Origin of the sequence: Streptomyces lasiicapitis (assembly GCF_014646335.1) — a bacterium.
Classification (GTDB): Bacteria; Actinomycetota; Actinomycetes; order Streptomycetales; family Streptomycetaceae; genus Streptomyces; species Streptomyces lasiicapitis.
In genome coordinates this window covers 522,220-541,375 of the sequence record NZ_BMNG01000001.1, presented here as the reverse complement: position 1 = coordinate 541,375, position 19,156 = coordinate 522,220, and the positions used below count along the sequence as shown (strand labels likewise).

At 72.3% G+C, this 19,156-nt stretch carries 16 protein-coding genes; 8 read left to right on the top strand and 8 right to left on the bottom strand.

Features of this window, described 5'->3' with window-relative positions; translation table 11 throughout:
• Positions 1 to 33 precede the first annotated feature (33 nt).
• Positions 34 to 546 carry a MarR family winged helix-turn-helix transcriptional regulator gene (locus IEY91_RS02405; RefSeq protein WP_164321265.1) on the bottom strand — a complete coding sequence of 171 codons (513 nt, stop codon included), beginning with the start codon at positions 544 to 546 and terminating at the stop codon, positions 34 to 36.
• 145 nt (positions 547 to 691) lie between these two features.
• On the opposite strand from IEY91_RS02405, the gene ilvA reads away from it, so the two are divergent.
• The 3 genes from ilvA (at position 692) to IEY91_RS02390 (ending at position 3,947) form a co-directional block, all read left to right on the top strand.
• Positions 692 to 1,921: a threonine ammonia-lyase gene (gene ilvA, locus IEY91_RS02400; RefSeq protein ID WP_164328227.1), complete on the top strand. Its 1,230-nt coding sequence runs from the start codon at positions 692 to 694 to the stop codon at positions 1,919 to 1,921.
• Positions 1,922 to 2,115: 194 nt separating this feature from the next.
• A complete protein-coding gene (locus tag IEY91_RS02395; RefSeq protein ID WP_164321263.1) occupies positions 2,116 to 3,099 on the top strand; it encodes an ATP-binding cassette domain-containing protein in 984 nt (327 codons plus the stop codon).
• Positions 3,096 to 3,947, top strand: coding sequence for an ABC transporter permease (locus IEY91_RS02390; protein WP_164321261.1), 852 nt, complete (start codon positions 3,096 to 3,098; stop codon positions 3,945 to 3,947). The genes IEY91_RS02395 and IEY91_RS02390 overlap by 4 nt, the downstream gene beginning before the upstream one ends.
• 73 nt (positions 3,948 to 4,020) lie before the next feature.
• On the opposite strand, the gene IEY91_RS02385 is transcribed toward IEY91_RS02390, so the two are convergent.
• On the bottom strand, positions 4,021 to 4,758 hold the full coding sequence (locus tag IEY91_RS02385) for a helix-turn-helix domain-containing protein (RefSeq protein WP_164321259.1): 738 nt from the start codon (positions 4,756 to 4,758) through the stop codon (positions 4,021 to 4,023).
• 310 nt (positions 4,759 to 5,068) lie between these two features.
• Here IEY91_RS02385 and IEY91_RS02380 point away from each other — a divergent pair, with 310 nt between their 5' ends.
• Both IEY91_RS02380 and IEY91_RS02375 read left to right on the top strand, forming a co-directional pair.
• Positions 5,069 to 5,455 (top strand): hypothetical protein, encoded by a 387-nt coding sequence (locus IEY91_RS02380; protein WP_164321257.1) that lies wholly within the window; start codon positions 5,069 to 5,071, stop codon positions 5,453 to 5,455.
• A gap of 32 nt (positions 5,456 to 5,487) precedes the next feature.
• A complete protein-coding gene (locus IEY91_RS02375) occupies positions 5,488 to 5,868 on the top strand; it encodes a hypothetical protein (protein ID WP_189172604.1) in 381 nt (126 codons plus the stop codon).
• Positions 5,869 to 5,927: 59 nt separating this feature from the next.
• Here the strand turns inward: IEY91_RS02375 and greA are convergent, their stop codons facing one another.
• Together greA and IEY91_RS02365 are read right to left on the bottom strand one after the other, a co-directional pair.
• A complete protein-coding gene (gene greA, locus IEY91_RS02370) occupies positions 5,928 to 6,425 on the bottom strand; it encodes a transcription elongation factor GreA (protein WP_164321253.1) in 498 nt (165 codons plus the stop codon).
• Between the two features lie 211 nt (positions 6,426 to 6,636).
• Positions 6,637 to 7,062 carry a DUF4307 domain-containing protein gene (locus tag IEY91_RS02365; RefSeq protein WP_164321251.1) on the bottom strand — a complete coding sequence of 142 codons (426 nt, stop codon included), beginning with the start codon at positions 7,060 to 7,062 and terminating at the stop codon, positions 6,637 to 6,639.
• A 240-nt stretch (positions 7,063 to 7,302) separates the two neighbouring features.
• On the opposite strand from IEY91_RS02365, the gene mca reads away from it, so the two are divergent.
• Both mca and IEY91_RS02355 read left to right on the top strand, forming a co-directional pair.
• Complete coding sequence (gene mca / locus IEY91_RS02360; RefSeq protein WP_189172603.1) at positions 7,303 to 8,184, top strand: mycothiol conjugate amidase Mca; 882 nt, start codon at positions 7,303 to 7,305, stop codon at positions 8,182 to 8,184.
• Positions 8,177 to 8,464: a hypothetical protein gene (locus IEY91_RS02355; RefSeq protein ID WP_164321247.1), complete on the top strand. Its 288-nt coding sequence runs from the start codon at positions 8,177 to 8,179 to the stop codon at positions 8,462 to 8,464. The genes mca and IEY91_RS02355 overlap by 8 nt, the downstream gene beginning before the upstream one ends.
• Before the next feature lie 120 nt (positions 8,465 to 8,584).
• On the opposite strand, the gene IEY91_RS02350 is transcribed toward IEY91_RS02355, so the two are convergent.
• The 4 genes from IEY91_RS02350 to IEY91_RS02335 form a co-directional block, all read right to left on the bottom strand.
• Positions 8,585 to 9,634, bottom strand: a complete 1,050-nt coding sequence (locus IEY91_RS02350) for a hypothetical protein (protein WP_229696633.1) — start codon at positions 9,632 to 9,634, stop codon at positions 8,585 to 8,587.
• Complete coding sequence (locus IEY91_RS02345) at positions 9,631 to 10,935, bottom strand: CHAT domain-containing protein (RefSeq protein ID WP_189172602.1); 1,305 nt, start codon at positions 10,933 to 10,935, stop codon at positions 9,631 to 9,633. Before IEY91_RS02345 ends, IEY91_RS02350 begins: the two co-directional genes overlap by 4 nt.
• A gap of 5 nt (positions 10,936 to 10,940) precedes the next feature.
• Positions 10,941 to 13,481 carry a tetratricopeptide repeat protein gene (locus IEY91_RS02340; protein WP_189172601.1) on the bottom strand — a complete coding sequence of 847 codons (2,541 nt, stop codon included), beginning with the start codon at positions 13,479 to 13,481 and terminating at the stop codon, positions 10,941 to 10,943.
• Positions 13,482 to 13,550: 69 nt separating this feature from the next.
• Positions 13,551 to 16,820: a tetratricopeptide repeat protein gene (locus IEY91_RS02335; protein WP_189172600.1), complete on the bottom strand. Its 3,270-nt coding sequence runs from the start codon at positions 16,818 to 16,820 to the stop codon at positions 13,551 to 13,553.
• Positions 16,821 to 17,034: 214 nt separating this feature from the next.
• Here IEY91_RS02335 and IEY91_RS02330 point away from each other — a divergent pair, with 214 nt between their 5' ends.
• Positions 17,035 to 19,095: a thioredoxin domain-containing protein gene (locus tag IEY91_RS02330; RefSeq protein WP_189172599.1), complete on the top strand. Its 2,061-nt coding sequence runs from the start codon at positions 17,035 to 17,037 to the stop codon at positions 19,093 to 19,095.
• Positions 19,096 to 19,156 lie beyond the last annotated feature (61 nt).

Genomic DNA, 19,156 nt, shown 5'->3' with positions numbered 1-19,156 from the left:
GGCCGCGGCAGTCGGCGGACCGCGGCCGGGCTGTCAGGAGTCGGCCGGAGCGACGGACTCCGGCACCCCCTGGGCGGACTGCCGCGCCGAGAGCGCGGTGTTGAAGCGGGTGAGGAGCGCGGTGAAGCTCTCGCGTTCGGCGGGAGCCCAGTCGTGCGTGAGCTCCGCCATGAGTTCGCGGCGCGAGGAGCGGACCTCGTCCAGGCGGGCCTGCCCGCGCGGCGAGAGCTGGAGCACGACCGCGCGGCCGTCCTCGGGGTGCGAGGTGCGCTTGACCAGGCCGGTGTCGACGAGGGGCGCGACCTGCCGGGTGACGGTCGACGAGTCGATGCCCATGCTCGCCGCGAGCGCCTTGACGCCCATCGGACCTTCCTTGTCGAGGCGGTTGAGCAGCAGATACGCGGCGCGGTCCATGGAGTTGCGGACCTGTCCGACGCCGCCGAGGCGCGTCTGCTCGGCACGCCGGGCGAACACCGCTACCTGGTGCTGCAACGTATCGAGGAGGCCGGGATCGCTGGCGGTCGTCATGTCCGGAGTTGTGGGCATGGCCGGGGGCTCACTTCATGGGAAGGGTGATGGATTGGGGGACAGGGTACGCGGCCCGGGCGCTACCCGTACCGGCGCTGCGCAAACCCGTCTCGCCGCTTGGTCACATCAAGAGGAGACGCGCGTGAACTGCGAGACTGCGGTCATGAGCTACCGCACGACTCGCTCCTTTCCGACGGTGACGCTCGACGACGTACGCGGCGCGCAGAAGATGCTCCTCGGGGTCTCCCGGGTCACCGCCATGGAGGGCAGCAGGCACCTGTCGCGGCTCGTCGGCGCGCCGGTGCACCTCAAGTGCGAGAACCTCCAGCGGACGGGCTCCTTCAAGCTCCGCGGCGCCTACGTGCGCATCGCGGGGCTCCTCCCCGAGGAGCGCGCGGCGGGCGTCGTCGCGGCCAGCGCGGGCAACCACGCGCAGGGCGTCGCGCTCGCGTCCTCGCTGCTCGGCGTCCGCTCCACGGTGTTCATGCCGGTCGGCGCCCCGCTGCCGAAGGTCGCGGCGACCCGCGACTACGGCGCGGAGGTCCGGCTGCGCGGCCAGGTCGTCGACGAGACGCTGGCGGCCGCGCAGGACTACGCGCGCGAGACGGGCGCGGTCTTCATCCACCCCTTCGACCACCCCGACGTCGTCGCCGGACAGGGCACCGTCGGCCTGGAGATCCTGGAGCAGTGCCCGGAGGTGCGCACGATCGTCGTCGGCGTGGGCGGCGGCGGCCTGGCCGCGGGCATCGCCGTCGCGGTGAAGTCGCTGCGCCCGGACGTGCGCCTGGTGGGAGTGCAGGCGGCGGGTTCGGCGGCGTACGTGCCCTCGCTGGCCGCGGGCCGCCCGGTGTCGATCGACCACCCGGCGACGATGGCGGACGGCATCAAGGTGGGGCGCCCCGGCGACGTACCGTTCCCGATCATCGAGGAGCTCGTGGACCGGATCGTGACGGTCTCCGAGGACGATCTGTCGAGTGCCTTGCTGCTGTGCCTGGAGCGGGCCAAGATGGTCGTCGAACCCGCGGGCGCGAGCCCGGTGGCGGCGCTGCTGAGCGATCCGCGCGCCTTCGAGGGCCCGGTCGTCGCGCTGCTCTCCGGCGGCAACGTGGACCCGCTCCTGACGCAGCGCATCCTGCGCCACGGCATGGCGGCGGCGGGCCGCTATCTGTCGCTGCGGCTGCGCCTGACGGACCGGCCGGGCGCCCTGGCCACGCTCCTCGGGGTGCTCTCGGAGGTCGACGCCAACGTCCTCGACGTGCGCCACGTGCGTACGGATCCCCGGCTCGGGCTCACGGAGGCGGAGGTGGAGCTGCAGCTGGAGACGAAGGGTCCCGAGCACTGCGCGGAGGTCGGCGCGGCCCTGCGGGACGCGGGCTACACGGTCATCGGCTGACCGACAGGGGGGGCGCGCGACGAGGCGGCGCGCTCCGTCGGTTCTCCCCGAGCCGCACAAATCCATTGAGTGACGCGATGTATCGCGTTACAGTGTGACTCGCGCCACTGAGTGAACTGGGAGAGCCGGGCGACCGGAGCCCGGCAAATCTAAGCTTTTCGCTAGGAAACCACCCAAAACATGGGAGACCCCCTATGCCAGGCGCCATCTACGCCGAAGGTCTGGTCAAGACCTTCGGTGACGTAAAGGCTCTGGACGGCGTCGATCTCGATGTCCCGGAAGGCACCGTCCTCGGCCTCCTCGGGCCGAACGGCGCGGGAAAGACGACGGCGGTCCGCTGTCTGACCACGCTGCTCACCCCCGACAGCGGCCGGGCGTTCGTCGCCGGGATCGACGTCCTGAAGCATCCGAACGAAGTGCGGCGCTCCATCGGCCTGTCCGGCCAATTCGCCGCCGTGGACGAGTATCTGACGGGCCGTGAGAATCTCCAGATGGTCGGCCAGCTCTATGAGATGCGGGCCAAGGAGGCCAAGGCCAGGGCGGGCGAGCTCCTGGAGCGCTTCCATCTCACGGACGCCGCGGACCGCCCCTCCAAGACGTATTCGGGCGGCATGCGCCGCCGCCTCGACCTCGCCGCGGCCCTGGTCGTCTCGCCGCCGGTGATGTTCATGGACGAGCCGACGACGGGCCTGGACCCGCGCAACCGCCAGGGCCTGTGGGAGGTCATCCAGGAGCTGGTCGCAGGCGGCACCACCCTGCTGCTCACCACGCAGTATCTGGAGGAGGCCGACCACCTGGCGCACGACATCTGCGTCGTCGACCACGGCCGCGTCATCGCGCGCGGCACCGCCGACCAGCTCAAGGCCCAGACCGGCGGTGAGCGCGTCGAGGTCGTGGTGCACGAGCGGGACCACATCGCGACCGCCCGCGAGGTGCTTTCCGGCTTCGGCAAGGGCGAGGCGGCCGTCGAGCGGCACACGCGCAAGCTGACCGTCCCCGTCACGGGCGGCGCCAAGCTCCTCGCGGAGGTCATCCGCGAACTGGACACCCGGGGCATCGAGATCGACGACATCGGCCTGCGCCGCCCCACCCTCGACGACGTCTTCATCTCCCTGACGGGCCACATGGCCGAGGTCAGAGAGGAAGAGGCGGAAGTGGAAAAGGAGGACGCCTCATGAGTGCCGTCACCCGCACCACACCCGCGCCCACCCCCGCAGGCGGCATCGGCAAGTCGGTCCGTGACTCCTTGGTCATCGCCCGGCGGAACCTGATTCGGATGTCCCGGATTCCCGAGATGATCCTCTTCGGGCTGATCCAGCCGGTGATGTTCGTGGTCCTGTTCACGTACGTCTTCGGCGGGTCCATCCAGGTCGGCGGCTCGCTCTCGTCGCAGGACTACCGCGAGTTCCTGATGGCGGGCATCTTCGCGCAGACCGTCACGTTCGCCACGGCCGGCGCGGGAGCCGGTATCGCGGACGACATGCACAAGGGCCTCATCGACCGCTTCCGCTCCCTGCCCATGGCGCGCGGAGCGGTCCTCACCGGGCGCACCGTGGCGGACCTGGTGCAGACCGCGCTCACCCTGGTCGTACTCGCCCTGGTGGCGCTCCTCATCGGCTGGCGGGCCCATGAGAACTTCGGCAAGATCCTCGCGGGCTTCGGCCTGCTGCTTCTGCTCGGCTACGCCTTCTCGTGGATCGGCGCCCTGATCGGTCTTTCGGTGCGCACACCGGAGGCGGCGACGTCGGGCGGGCTGATCTGGCTGTTCCCGCTGACGTTCATCTCGAATGCCTTCGTGGACTCCAACAACCTGCCGACGTTCTTCCGGCACATCGCCGAGTGGAACCCGTTCAGCACCACCGTGCAGGCGTGCCGCGAGCTGTTCGGCAACCTGCCGCCCGGCTTCAAGACCCCGGACGCCTGGCCGATGCAGCACCCCGTGCTCGCCTCGGTGCTCTGGTCGGTGGTGATCCTGGTGGTCTTCCGCACGCTGGCGGTGCGCAAGTACCGCTCCGCGTCGGCCTGATGCGGCATCGCGGGGCCTGAAGAGGCAGTGCGTGGCCCGAAGAGGCGCACTGCGGGGCAGCGGCCGGGCGCGGTCACCCGCAGACGGCGGGTACCTGGCGGGGCGGGGGCGCGGGCACCGGGTCCTTGCGGGCGGGCGGCACCCGGCCGCCGCCCGTCCGCCGTCCGGTGAGCCCCGCCTGCCAGGCGACCCGGGCCGCCTGCAGCCGGCCCCGGATGCCGAGCTTGCCGTAGATGTTGTGCAGATGCTCCTTGGCGGTGTCGCAGCTGATGGTGAGGGCCGCGGCGACCTGCGGGTTCGACAGGCCCTCGCCGACGAGTTCGAGCACTTCGAGCTCGCGCGTGGACAGGGCGGCGAGGAGCGCCCGCGCCTCGTCCCGCGCCGACGGGGCGCAGCCCGCGCCGGGACAGTTTCCGGCCACCACGCCGATCAGCTCGGGGCCGAGGACCGGGCCGCCCGCGGCCGCCGCCGGGACCGCCCACGGCAGTTGGGCCGCCGCCGCGGCCCGGTGCAGCACGCCCGCCGGACGGCACGCCAGGATCCGGTGCAGCCCGCCGCAGGTGAACCGGTTGGCGAGCAGTAAAACGGCCACCGGCGCGGGCGCGGCGGCGAGCCGGTGCAGTGCGGTGAGCGCCGAGTCCTCGTCGCTCTGACTGACCACGAGCACGCGTGGCGAAGTGCGGCGCACCAGCGCGACCTCCCGCCCCGGCTCGTCCTCGTCGGAGACGCGGTGACGCCCCTCCGCCTCCAGAGCGGCGCGCAGCTCCGCCCGTTCCGGTCCACCGCGCGCGATGACACCGACCGATATCACAGTTGTCCCCCGTGCCTCACTGCTTCCCCGTGGTGAGCGTGCGCAGCAGTGGTCCATCACGGCAGTGACTACGTGATCAGGCTGCGTACGCCCACGATGGTGCGACGCGGAAGGTGAACCTTGAGTGACATGGACATGAATGTTTCGCCGGGCGTGGCGCAAAAGATCCCCTGGGCGGGGGGTACTGCCGGGGCGCGTGGGGCTGGAAGCTACAGGCGCCGAGAACGTCCGGCGGGCAGTGCGCCCCGGCCGACTCCGGCCGACCGGGCACAGCCGAACGAACCGAGCACAGCCGAACGAGGGGAACACCATGTCCAAGGTGCGAATGGGTGCGGCCGCGGCCGTGATGGCGGCCGGAATGCTGGTGTCGGTGGCGCCGGCGTCGTCGGCGGCCGCGCAGGAGCTGGAGCTGGTCGCGTACCAGCCGAAGGCGCAGAGCGGCAAGGTCTGGGCCTCGGGCTTCTACGAGGGTTACAAGAAGGTCTGCGTCACGCTGCTCCAGGAGAGCTTCGGGACCATCCCGCCGATCCCGGTGACGAGCAAGTGCCAGAACGTGTCCCCCAACTCGCTTGGCAGCATCAGCATCGGCGCCAAGTGTCCCCGGGAGGGCATCTTCCGCACCCTGCTCTCGGGCACCCGGACCAACAACCGCAAGGACATCAAGGACTCGGCGCCGCGCTTCGTCAAGTGCCGCTGACCGCCACGCCGCAGCCGAACGAGGGGAACACCATGTCCAAGGTGCGCATGGGAGCGGCCGCGGCCGTGATGGCGGCCGGAATGCTGGCGGCCACGGTGCCGCAGTCGTCGGCGGCCGCGCAGGAGCTGGAGCTGATCGCGTACACCCCGAAGGTCCAGAGCGGAAAGGTCTGGGGCAACGGGTTCTACGAGGGCTACAAGAAGGTCTGCATCTCGCTGCTCGGGCAGACGCTCTCGGGCTGGGTGCAGCTCACCAACAAGTGCCAGAACGTGTCGCCCAGTTCGCTGGGCAGCATCAACACGTCCGTGAAGTGCCCCACCCGCGGCGCGTTCAAGACCTTTGTGTCGGGCACCAGGACCAACAACAGGGTGGACGTGAAGCAGTCCGGCGGCATCTACCTCGAGTGCCGCTGACGCCAGCCGCACGCACGAGACCCCCGGCGCGACGGCGCCGGGGGTCTTCGCATCCGCTCTCAGGCCCGGTACGGCGTGGCCTCGAGGATCTTGACGGAGGCCAGCTTGCCGTTCGGCAGCTCGTACTGCGCGTCCTCGCCGACCTTCTTGCCGTTGACGCCGCTGCCGAGCGGGGACTGCGGCGAGTACGTCTCGATGTCGTCGCCGGCGTACTCACGGGAGGCGAGCAGGAAGGTCACGGTGTCGTCCTCGTCGCCGTCGAAGGCGATGGTGACGACCATGCCGGGGGCGACGACGCCCGACTCGGCGGGCGCCTCACCGACCTTGGCATGCTCCAGGAGCTGCGTCAGCTGGCGGACGCGGAGCTCCTGCTTGCCCTGCTCCTCCTTGGCCGCGTGGTACCCGCCGTTCTCGCGCAGGTCGCCCTCCTCACGCGCCGCCGCGATCTTGGTTGCGATCTCGGTGCGCGCGGGACCAGACAGGTACTCAAGCTCGGACCGGAGCTTGTCGTACGCCTCCTGGGTCAGCCAGGTGACGTTGTCGCTGGTCTGGGTCACAGGTGCTCCTCGTAGGTACTGGGAATACAAAGCATCGCCCTACCCAGAAGGATGTTCCCTAACGGGTGGGCGAAACCACGAGCCTAACAATTCCGGTGCCGAAGGGGGAGGACGTACGTCATCAGAAAGGCGTTAGCGCAGGTGAACGACTGTGCGCCGGGCGTGGGCGCCGTGCACCACCAGAGAGAGCGCCCCCGGGCCGCGGCGGGCCTCAGTCCTTGTGGCAGCCCACGAGCTCCGCGCTCGTGGCGCGCTTGGTGGTCCGCAGCGTGACGGTCTTGTCGACGCGTCCCTTGTCCTGGTCGAAGCGGAAGTCCGCGCGGCCGACCTCGGCGCCGTTCTCGGCCTGCGAGCGGATCGTGCAGTAGCCGTTCGCGTCCGCGTCCTTGCGCACCTCGAGGTGCACCTCGACGGCCTTGTCCGAGACCACGTCGAACTTGATGATCTCGCCGCTGACCTTGGACCCCGCGATGGAGTCGTAGCCGAACCAGCCGACGACACCGAGCAGCAGCACACCGAGGGCGGCGCCCACGATCTTGAGCTTGCGGTCCGCGCGCTCGTCCGCCGACCGGCCGTAGCGGCCCTCGGGGGCCCGCAGGGCCGTGCCGCCGCTGTCGCCGCCGCTCACCGCGGTCATGATCGTCCTCCACATGGACAGGGGTTCGCAGGCCGCGAGCCGATCGCGGGCCACCTATGGGCCGAGCCGACTACGGGCCGAGACGACCACGAGCCGAGCCGACTCCGAGCCGACCGCGAGACAGTACGGTCCGCCGGAATTTTCCGCCCCCCGGTTCCGTCACTATAGAAGCCCCGCACAACGCCTGATGACCGAGGGCGCCACAGCAGACACAGGCGCCGGACACCTGAGGATCGAGTCTTGACTGAGCAGCTTCGACTGATGGCCGTTCACGCCCACCCCGACGACGAGTCGAGCAAGGGCGCGGCCACCATGGCCAAGTACGTGTCCGAGGGGGTGGACGTGCTCGTCGTGACCTGCACGGGCGGGGAGCGCGGCGACATCCTCAACCCCAAGCTCCAGGGCGACACGTACATCCAGGAGCACATCCACGAGGTGCGCAAGAAGGAGATGGACGAGGCGCGCGAGATCCTCGGCGTCAAGCAGGAGTGGCTCGGCTTCGTCGACTCGGGCCTGCCCGAGGGCGACCCGCTGCCGCCGCTGCCCGAGGGCTGCTTCGCCCTGGAGGACGTCGACAAGGCGGCCGGTGAGCTGGTGCGCCAGATCCGTACGTTCCGTCCGCAGGTGATCACGACGTACGACGAGAACGGCGGCTATCCGCACCCCGACCACATCATGACCCACAAGATCTCGATGGTGGCCTTCGAGGGCGCGGCGGACGCGGAGAAGTACCCGGAGAGCGAGTTCGGCCCGGTCTTCACGCCGCGGAAGCTCTACTACAACCAGGGCTTCAACCGCCCGCGCACCGAGGCCCTGCACCACGCCATGCTGGACCGTGGCATGGAGTCGCCCTACGGGGAGTGGCTGAAGCGCTGGGACGAGTTCGAGCGCGTGGAGCGCACGCTCACCACCCACGTCCCGTGCGCCGACTTCTATGAGATCCGTGACAAGGCGCTGATCGCGCACGCCACGCAGATCGACCCCGACGGCGGCTGGTTCCGGGTCCCGATGGAGCTCCAGAAGGAGGTCTGGCCCACGGAGGAGTACGAGCTCGCGAAGTCTCTCGTCGATACGTCCCTCCCCGAGGACGACCTCTTCGCGGGCATCCGCGACAATGCCTGACATGAGCGGAAGCGCAAGCCTGGCAATGACGCACCTCGCCCCCCTCGCCAAGGAGGTGGACGAGAACAAGGTGACCCCCGGTGTCCTGGGGTTCATCGTGTTCGCGGTGATGGCGCTCGCGGTGTGGCGACTGATGAAGTCCATGAACAAGCACATGGGGAAGGTGGACTTCAAGGAGTCCCCCGACACCCCCGACTCCTCGGGTGCCCCTGAGGACGCCGAGCCCGCGACCTCCGGGGCGGCTCGCGCCTCCGGCGCCGCGGGTGCGAAGGAAGCCTGAGGCTTCTGGTGGGGGCGCCTGGGCAGGTACGCCTGCGCGCCCCTTTCGGGGGCTTCGCCCCCGGACCCCCTTGATCGGCGCTTCGCGCCTCGTCCTCAAACGCCGGACGGGCTGAAGTGGTCACCGTGAGTGGTCGGCGAGCGACAGCAGCAAATGCGCCGACTCCGGGCGCAAGTGGTCCGAGTGCGCGCCCGCCGGGCCGCGGCCGCGCACGAAGATCTCGCCCGCGTCGACGCTGACGAAGCGGTGGTCGAGGGCATCGTGCGGGTACGGCTCGCCGGTGCCCCGCATGCGTATCCCCGACACGGGTGCGGGCGCCGTGCCGATCCCCGCGTACCCGACGCCCGCCCGCCGCTCGGCCCGCAGGTGCCAGAAGCCGGTGGCGCGGTCGTGTTGTGAGTACGTCGCCACGACGGGGCCGCGCAGCGGCGCGCCCGCGAGCGCGGTGAACGTCTCCGCGAAGGCGTCGCGCGGCGCCGCCATCTGCAACAGCAGCATCGAGTCGACGGTGAACGGCCGCCCCGGCGGCGCGGGCGTGCTCCACCCGAGCGTCCCGCCCGCCCCCAGCGTCCCACCCGGCGGCGCGGCGGCCCACTGCACCGCCTCGCACAGGAACCGGCAGCCGAACGAGTGCCCCACGAGGTGCAGGTACTGCCCGCCCCTGTTGGCCAGGACGGGCGCGGCGTGCGGGTCGCCCCGCAGGGTGTCCAGATAGCCCAGGAGCTGGGCGATGACGCGCGCGGCGTGCCCGTGGGTGCCCATGGCGTGGGCGCGGTCGCGGATACGGCGGTAGCCGCCGAGGGAGGGCAGCGAGCGGGAGGGCCAGCGGACGAGGACGGGCCAGGGGGCGAAGGGACGGCCTCCGTTCCGCGCGGATTGCCTCCGCACAAGGCCGGGATACAGCTCCGGCCGCTCCCCGTGCTGCCGCTCGGCAAGATCCATCAGGGTGCGCAGCGCCGACAGCGCCGATGTCTGCGAGGTCTGCCACCCGTGGACGTACACGATGATGTCGGTCGCCCATGCCGGCGGAGTCAGCCGCTCCGCGAGGTGGGCGGAGAGGCCGGGCGCCGGGACGGGACGCGGTCCTTCGCGGGTGGCCCGCAGCGGCCAGCCGGTCGCGTCGAGATCGATGAAAGCGCCGCTGCAGATGTCGCTGTAAGTGTCGCTCACGCCGTCCGCTCCAGTCGGCTGTCCATCCCGCTGTGCAGCGCGTACGCGAAGGCGAGCGGGTTGCGGCAGGTGTCCGCGAAGTGGCGGGCGAGGCCGTGGGCGATGTCGCCCGCCGTCTCACGCCCCGCGAGGTAGCGCGTCACGAAGGCGAGCGCGTACTCGGCCGCGAAGCGCTGCGGCATCTCGATCTGCGGCCCGAGGATCCCGCAGGCGCCCGCGTCGAACAGGGCCCGGCCGAGGTAGGCGAGGTCGGCGTTGCCAGGGAGCCCGGCGTAGCAGGCGTTCAGCAGGACGAAGGGCCGGAAGGGCACGCAGGCGTGCGGGGGCGGGCGGTGGGCGCGCAGCGTGTACGCGTCGATGGCCTGCTGGTCGGTCAACCGCAGTACGAGGTACGGGGGTTCGTCGCCGCCGGCGGTGAAGTGGCCGTGGCACCAGAAGTACATGAGCTGCTCGTCGAGGAGGTGGTCGCGCAGGGCGTGCTCCAGTTCGTCGCGGGTGGTGCGTTCCACGAACGCGTTGCCGTCGGCGAGGGCGGTGGCGACCTCCGTGGCCCTGGTCCGGCCCTCCGCGTCCACGCCGGTGTCGTGGTTGAGACTGACCGCGGGGGACTCGCGGGGCGGGGGATCGCGGTCGTCGGCGACGCGGGCGTAGGCGTCGCCGCCGGTGTGCTCCAGTTGGTGGCGGTAGCCGAGGAAGCGGGCGAACACCGCGTCCAGGCCCTCGCCCGCCGCACCCGCCGTGCCCGCCGCGTCCGGCAGGCACAGCATCGGCCAGGGCAGGAACAGGTCCGAGTGGAAGCGGACGCGCAGCGCCCGGTCCTGGCTCAGTACGTCGGTGAGGAAGCCGCGGAACAGCTTCAGCTCCTCGCTCTCGCCGCCGAGGAGCACGTCGTACAGCAACTGGGCGCCGTTGAGGGCGAGTCGGGAGAGGGCGGCGCGCAGCTCTGCCTCGGGCTCGGCGGTGAGGTCGACGAGGTTCGCGTACGGGAACGGGGTGCGGCCGGGGCTCGGCCGGCCCGAGCCGTCCAGCGGCTGGAGGGCCACAAACTCGTCCTTCCACACCTGCCGCAGCCGCGCGGCGACCGAACGCACCTCGCGGGGGCGGACGTTGAGCGTGACCGTGTGCTCGGAGCCGCTGAGGGAGGGGACGGCGGGGCCGTACATCCGCGCCCGCACGTTCTCGTCCTCGCGGCGCGCGTCGAGGCCGACGACCAGGTCGGGGTGGCGGATCACCCGCCGCGGCAGCCGGGTGAAGCCGAGGCTCGGGTCGTGGGTGATGTGGGTGGGGAGCTCGTGGACCATCTCCGCTAGGCCCTCCGCAGCGCTTCCGGCGACAGGGCGTCGTCGGGGGCGCCGTGTTCGCCGTCGGTGACGTCGATGTACGTCTCGACCTGCTGGAGGACGGTCGCCGTGGCGGAGTCCTCGATGGTGAGGAGGAGGCGGTGGCGGCCTGCCCGGCGGGGGGTGAAGAGGAATTCGGCGCCGTCCGGGTCGGGCGGCGACGGCTTGAGCGTGACGGCGTGGACGGGCTCGATGTCGGCGGCCGTGAGGGGGGTGGCGCGGGCGGTGAGCCAGGGGAGGACGGCGGCGGGGGTGGACCAGGGATGGTCGGGGCCGGGGGTGATGTGGAGGGCGATGCGGGATGCGGTGCCGGTGGTGGCCTTGTCGTTGTCGAGGAGGAGCAGGCGGACGTGGGACTCGGCGGCGGCGGGGGTGCCTCTGCCGACGTGGACGCCCCGCTCGGGGATGGTGTAGCGGGCGGCGAACGGAATGGCTGCGTCCGGGGCCTGGGTGTAGTCCCTGAGCACGTGCGGCGGGTAGAAGTCGCTCAGCTGCCGTGACTTGCGGCGCGGAAAGGCGAGGGACGCCGGGGCGTCGGCGTAGCGCGCCGAGGCGACCCACTGTTCTCCCGCCCGGTCGTCGATGGCTTCGAACTCCACCCGGGCCGCCCCGTACTCCTCGTCGAGGGCCTGCCTCGGGCGGGTCCGCGCGTGCCGCCTGAACTCCGCGAGTTCCAGCGTGCTCCACGCCAGACCGTGCGGGCATCCGAGGGCGTTGAAGTCCGTGTGGGCCCTGCGGAGGAACAGCTCGGCGTTGGACCACGGCGCCTCGCCGCCGAACCACGGCAGGATCCCGAGGAAGTGCTCCGCCCAGGCCGCGCCGAGCAGGTCGGGGATCCCACGGAACTCCATGAACGCCTGGGTGAAGACGTCCTTGGCCCGCTCGGGACGCCCCAGGTCCACCCTCGCCAGGCCGGTGTACAGCAGGGTCCAGGCGGCACCCCGCACGTCCCGGTTGCTCTTGTGCAGGGCGCGGGCCGCCCTGAGCCCTTCGATCGCTTCTTCGCAGGCGCCGCCGAAGAGTTGGACCCGGCCGAGCTCGGTCTTCACCCAGGCCTCGCCCCGCAGGTCACCGATGCCGATGAACATGTGCAGCGCGGTCTCGAGGCGCTTGCGCGCCTCCTCCGGATCGCCGCGCAGCAGCCGCAGCCGCCCGTAGTGGTGGACGGCCCACGCCTCGCCCCGCGGATCACCTTTGACCTGGTGGGCCTCGACGGCGCGCCGCAACAGCCGGTCGGCGCCTTGGAGGTCGCCCATGTCGCAGAGGATCGCGGCCCGCGTGTGCAGCACCCAGCCGTTCGGTACGTCGGCGGGGATCTCGTCGAGCGCGGTGGCGGCGACGGCAAGGCGTCCCGTGTGGTGCTGGGTCACCGCGTCCTCCAGCGCGGCACGGGGGGAGCGCTGCGGCTTCAGCGCGTGGGACGCCTGCAAGGGGTTGCCCGTCTCGCGGGCCGACACGGCGGCGAGGATCCGCACCGGCTCCCAGTCGCCCGTCGCGTGCCACAGGGACTGCTTCAGCCGCAGCAGCCGGAACAGTCCGCGCTTGCCGGTCAGGTGGGGCTCCAGGACGCCCATGAGCGCCGGGGCCTCCGGCGCTCTGCGGCACAGGAGGCGCAGGGCCAGATCGGCGTACGCGTCGGTGCCCTCGCGTACGTCCGCGTGGCCCTCGATGACGGTCCTCGCCAGGGCGGTGTCCAGGGAAGCCGCGGATTCCGCTTCCTGGGAGGCATCGGATTCCGGGTGCGTCTCGGGACGCAGGGCCGGGTGCAGCCGGTACCGGCCTGGCCACGGCTGCTGGAGCAGCCCGTCGATGTGCAGTGACCGCACTGCCTCACGGCAGTCGACCGAGCACAGCGCGGTCGCGACCGGCACTGTGAACTCCTCGCCCTGCCAGCGCCCGAGGGCGTCCAGGAGCGAGCGAGCGGTCCCGCCGCGCCGTGTCCGCGCCTCCTCGTACCGCTCGTCGAACCGCGGTCGGGTCCAGACCCTGTGACTCGTCAGGCGCAGCCCCGGCACCGCATGGCGGCTCCTCGACGTCGCGACGGCCCGGGAGTTCGTACCCTGCAGGGTCCGCGCGACAAGCCGCAGCAGGGCGATTCCGGGCTCCCCCCGCGGAACGCCGTCGAGCACGACGACGGACCGCAGCATCAGTTGCTCGCGACACAGGGCGGTCAGCATGGGGGCCAAGTCGTCGGGTGCGGCCAACAGCATGCCGAACAGCGGCTCCGGCGTGGCGCCCAGGGTTTCGAGCAGGCGCAGCAGCACCAGTTCCGGCGCGGTGTCGCAGCGGAGGACCGGCACCCAGCGGGCGGCGACCCGCCCCTTCCTGTCCGCGGCACGGACCACCTTGGCCGCCGCCAGCGAATTCCCGGCGCCGGAAGGGCCGTACAGCTCCAGGATGGGGCGCCCGACGTGCTCCTTGAGCAGCCACTTCGTGTCGCGCGGCAGCGTGTGCCGCCAGTGGGGATCGACGAAGAACATCGGCTCATCCGGCAGCCGGTCGGTCATCGGCGCGTCACCCCCGTCCGAGCGTCAACCACCCACTATCCCGGCCGAGTTGGAAGTCCGCCATCGATCTCACTGAGAAGCCCCCACCGTCACCCCCATGACCTCCCGAGCATGCCGATTGGGCGTCATGCCCAGCCGCCACGCCTGCCACCCCGCGTCCAGCTCCGCCCCCCGCTCCAGCAACAGCAGATACGCCTCCACGTACTCGTCGAGCTTGCCGTCCCGCAAGGGGTGGGCGACGCGGGCCAGTTGGACGAGTTCCTCCTGGGCGACCGCCGTGCCGATCTCCCAGCCACCGGGGGATGCGTAGGGGAGGAGGGTGGCGCGCAGGAAGTGGGCCCAGTCCTCGCCGCGGCGGTCGCCGTAGGAGGCGAACAGGGCGATGGCCTCGTCGCAGAGGGAGAGGGCCGCCTGCGTGCGGGCGTTCCCCGCGTCCACGACGGCCAGTTCCAGGCACGTCCAGGCCTCGCCGTGGGCCACCCCGATGCGGCTGAAGTCGGCGCGGGCGTCCATCAGGAGCTGGCGGGCGAAGCCGGAGTTGCGCAGGGAGCCGGTCTGCGCGGCGCGCTGGTCGCGGGTGACGCGGGCGGAGTGGTGGCGGGCGCAGGCGAGGCCGTAGACGTCCCGCATGCGGGAGAACATCGTGCGGGCCCGCTCCAGGTCGCGCACGGCCTGTTCGAGGTTGCCGGTCTCCTCCAGGGCCTGGCCCAGGTAGTACAGGGACCAGGCCTCCCCGCGGGCGTCCTCGTTGTCGCGGTGGCGCGAGACGGCCTGGCGCAGACCGTCGACGGCGGGCGCCGGGTCGCCCGCGACGAGCCGGGCGCGGGACAGCTGGGTGAGCGCCCACGCCTCCCCGCGGGCGTCACGGGTGGTCGAGTACAGATCGAGGGCACGGCGCAGCTCCTCCTCCGCGCGCGGCACCTCGCCCATGCGCAGGCACACCTGCCCGAGCTGGAAGTGGGCCCACGCCTCGCCGTGCACGGACTCGCTCTCGCGGTGCAGGACGAGGGCGGTGCGCAGCATGTCCTGGGCCTCGCCGAGGCGGGAGCGGTCGCGTTCGACGGCGGCCAGGGCGTGCAGCGTCCAGGCGCGGTCGCCCGCGAGCTGCTCGGACACCTGGAGGTCGAGCGCCTCGCGCAGGCGGGCGGCGGCCTCGGACAGGTTGCCCTGGTGGTGCAGGGTGATGCCGAGGGAGCCGAGCGCGCGGGCCGCGCCCGCGTCCTGGTGGGCCTCGAAGTACAGGTCGACGACGGAGGACAGGGTGGAGCGTGCCTGGTCCAGGTCGCCGATCTGGCGGGCCGCTATGCCGGTGCGCCACTGCACGCTGCGCTCCATCCGGCCCTGCCCGGACCGGCCCCCGGCACTGGCCCCGCCCTTCTCCAGGGACTGCGCGAACTCGCTGATCTCGCCCAGGCGGTAGAGGTCGCCGCGCAGCAGGCAGTAGTCGCACAGGGCGCCGAGCAGATTGAGGACGGCCTGCGGGTCCACGCCCTCGGCGTGCCGCAGCGCCGCCGTGATGAAGCTGGACTCGTCGTCCAGCCAGCGCAGGGCGGAGTCCAGGGACGTGAAGCCGTGCTGGCCGAAGTGGTCGGCGCGGGTGGAGGTCTTGCCGTCGACCAGGCGGATCACGGAGTCGGCGAGCTCGCCGTAGCTGACGATGAGACGTTCCTGCGCGGCGGTGCGCTCGGCGGGCTCCTCCTCGTCGGCGAGCCGGGCCTGCGCGAAGGAGCGGACGAGGTCGTGCAGCCGGTAGCGGCTGCCCCGGACGTGGTCGACGAGGCCCGCCCGCGACAGCGCGGTGAGCTGCCGGCCCGCCTCGGCCTCGTCCGTGGCGAGCAGCGCGGCGGCGGCCGCCGCGCCCAGCGAGGCCCGCCCGGCGAGCGCGAGCCGCCGCAACAGCCGCCGCGCGGGCTCCGCCTGGTCGGCGTAGCGCAGCGAGAGCGCCCGCTCGACCGGGGCCACGGCGTCCACGGGACCGTACGCGGACAGATCGGCGACCAGTTGCAGTGGCGTACGCGGCCCGAGTGAGGAACCGGCCGCACGCAGCGCCAGCGGAAGCCCGCCGCACAGCTCGCCCACGGACTCCAGTGACGCCGCGTCGTAGGGGCCCGTCAGCTCCTCGGCCGACTCGCGCAGCAACTGCTCGGCGCCCGCCGCGTCCAGCGCCTCCACCGGGAGCTGGTGCACCCACGCGGGCAGGTCCTCGGGCAGGTCGAGGGGCTTGCGGGCGGTGACGAGGACGAGGCTGTCGGAGCGCTCGGGGATCAGCGTGCGCACCTGGTCGGCATCGCAGGCGTCGTCGAGCACGACGACCACCTCAAGGCCCGTCAGATGCTGGTGGTACAGCTCGCTGAGCCGTTTGACCTGCTGTTCCTGGGTGGAGCGCTCCCGGTGCAGGAGCTGTTCGCGGGGTGCGCCCAGGCGGTTGAGGAGGTGCAGGAGGGCGTCGCGGGTCGACAGGGGCGGGGTGTCGGGGCTCTCGCCGCGCAGGTCCACCAGGCACGCCCCGCGGAACTGGTCCTTCACGTCGAGCGCCGCCCGCACCGCGAGCGAGGACCGGCCCGCCCCTGCCGCGCCGTGCAGCACGACGACGGTCGGCTTCGTCTGCGTGCTCGCGCGCCCCGCGTGCACCCACTGCGCGATCCCCGCCAGCTCGGCCCGCCGCCCGGCGAACTTCCGCTCCGAACGCGGCAGTTGACCGAACGACTGTTCCAGAACGGTACGCCGCCGCGCGGCCGCGCTCTTGTCGGTGCGGCGCAACTGCGGTGCCGCCTTCTTCTGCCCGCCCGACCCGCCCGACACACCGCCGCCCGACGCGGCCGTGAGCACCCGCTGCTGGTCAAGGAACGGCCGGATCCCGCGCACCTCAAGCGCCGTCAGCCATTGCAGCCGCAACTGCTCGGGCCCGCCCGGCTGGCTCACCGCGCCCGCGTGCCGCTGCGCCGCGGGGACGTGCGACGCCGTCACCTTCGCCACCGTCGCCGCCGCGCCCGCCACCGCGACGGCCGCGGCCGTGACGAGCGCCGTGCCGCCGCCCGTGCCGAGCGCGAGGTCGGCCGCCGTGGCCGCGACGGCCGCGACACCCGCGACCAGCAGCGGAGTTCCGGCGCCTTCCTTCGCGTACCGCTGCGCGAACGTCAGCTGCCCGGCCGCCGCCTCGTCCAGGGCCCGGGTGTACGCCTCGTACTCCTCGCCCGCCGTCCGCGCCATGGCGTCGAGCGCGCCGCGCGCCCGCGAGAGCAGCACCCCGCCGTCCGCGCGCCCACCCGTGCGCCGGACCTCCTCCTCGACCGCCCGTGCCAACAGCCGCTCGGCTTCGGCCCGATGGCTGTCCCGCATGTGGTCCCCCTCCGAGAGCGGCACGTGCCGACGACACGTGTCCGTGCGTGAGCCCCGTACCCACATACGGCTGCCCCGTACACGGGTACGTCTGCCCCATACCTCTACATGTACGTGTCAGTGTCCTGCGTACGAGGCGCCGACGCGAGGGAGTCGGCGGATCAGGGGCCCGTGTGCGCGCGGATCGGGGACCCCTGTGCGCGAGGATGGGACCATGCCGAACCGACTGGCCCATGAGACGTCCCCCTACCTCCTCCAGCACGCCGACAACCCGGTCGACTGGTGGCCGTGGTCGGCCGAGGCGTTCACCGCCGCCCGTGAACGCGGCGTGCCCGTGCTGCTCTCCGTCGGGTATTCGAGCTGCCACTGGTGTCACGTCATGGCTCACGAATCGTTCGAGGACGGCGCGACGGCCGCGCTCATGAACGAGCACTTCGTGAACATCAAGGTCGACCGGGAGGAGCGGCCCGACGTCGACGCCGTGTACATGGAGGCCGTGCAGGCCGCGACCGGGCAGGGCGGGTGGCCCATGACGGTCTTCCTCACCGCCGACGCCGAGCCCTTCTACTTCGGCACGTACTTCCCGCCCGAGCCGCGCCAGGGCCTTCCGTCGTTCCCGCAGGTGCTCGACGGGGTGCGGCGGGCGTGGACGGAGCGGCGCGACGAGGTCGGCGAGGTCGCCGCGAAGATCGTGCAGGACCTGTCGGAGCGTCAGCTGGCCGCCGGGGACGGGCAGCGGCCCGGCGAGGAGGAGCTGGCGGCCGCGCTGCTCGGGCTGACCAGGGACTACGACGAGAAGCACGGCGGCTTCGGCGGCGCGCCCAAGTTCCCGCCGTCCATGGTGGTCGAGTTCCTGCTGCGCACGTACGCCCGCACCGGCTCCGAGGGCGCCCTGCAGATGGCCGCCGACACCTGCGAGCGGATGGCGCGCGGCGGCATCTACGACCAGCTCGGCGGCGGCTTCGCCCGCTACTCCGTCGACCGCGAGTGGGTCGTGCCGCACTTCGAGAAGATGCTGTACGACAACGCGCTGCTGTGCCGCGTGTACGCCCACCTGTGGCGGACCACGGGCTCGGATCTGGCCCGCCGCGTCGCCCTGGAGACGGCCGACTTCATGGTGCGGGAACTGCGCACCAACGAGGGCGGGTTCGCCTCCGCCCTGGACGCCGACAGCCTCGACAGCTCCGACGCGAACGGCAAGCTCGTCGAGGGCGCGTACTACGTATGGACGGCCGCGCAACTGCGCGAGGTCCTGGGCGAGGCCGACGGCGACCTCGCGGCCGCGTACTTCGGCGTCACCGAGGAGGGCACCTTCGAGGAGGGCGCCTCCGTCCTCCAGCTCCCGCACCGCGACGGCGACGGCGACAGCGGCATCGTCGGCGGCGTCGTCGATGAATCCCGCATCGCCGGCATCCGCGCACGCCTCCTCGCCGCCCGCGCCGAGCGCCCCGCGCCCGGCCGCGACGACAAGGTGGTCGCCGCGTGGAACGGCCTCGCGATCGCCGCGCTCGCCGAGACCGGCGCCCTCTTCGACCGGCCCGACCTGGTCACGGCCGCCGTGGGGGCCGCGGATCTTCTCGTACGACTCCACATGGACGACCGCGCGCGGCTCGCCCGCACCTCCAAGGACGGGCACGTGGGCGCCAACGCCGGGGTCCTGGAGGACTACGCCGACGTCGCCGAGGGCTTCCTCGCGCTCGCCTCCGTGACGGGCGAGGGCGTGTGGCTGGAGTTCGCCGGGTTCCTGCTCGACCACGTGCTCGCGCAGTTCGTGGACCCCGAGTCGGGGGCGCTGTACGACACGGCCTCCGACGGGGAGCAACTGATCCGGCGGCCCCAGGACCCCACCGACAACGCCGCCCCCTCCGGGTGGACGGCCGCCGCGGGCGCGCTGCTCTCGTACGCCGCGCACACCGGGGCCGCGCCGCACCGGGAGGCGGCCGAGCGGGCGCTCGGCGTCGTCAAGGCGCTGGGGCCGCGGGTGCCGCGGTTCATCGGGCACGGGCTCGCCGTCGCGGAGGCGGCGGTGGACGGGCCGCGGGAGGTGGCGGTCGCCGGGGAGATCGGCGGCGCGCTGCACCGGGTGGCGCTCCTCGGCACGGCGCCCGGAGCGGTCGTCGCCGCGGGGCCGCCGGACGGCGAACTTCCGCTGCTCGCGGGGCGGTCCCTGGTGGACGGCAAGGAGACCGCGTACGTGTGCCGGGGGTTCGTGTGCGACCGGCCGACCACGGACGCGCAGGAGTTGGCGGAGGCTCTGGGGGCGGCCGCCCGATAGCCGACGCCCCTCCGTCAGCGGACCGTCAGCGCACTGCCGAAAGGATCGGCATCGTCACGAA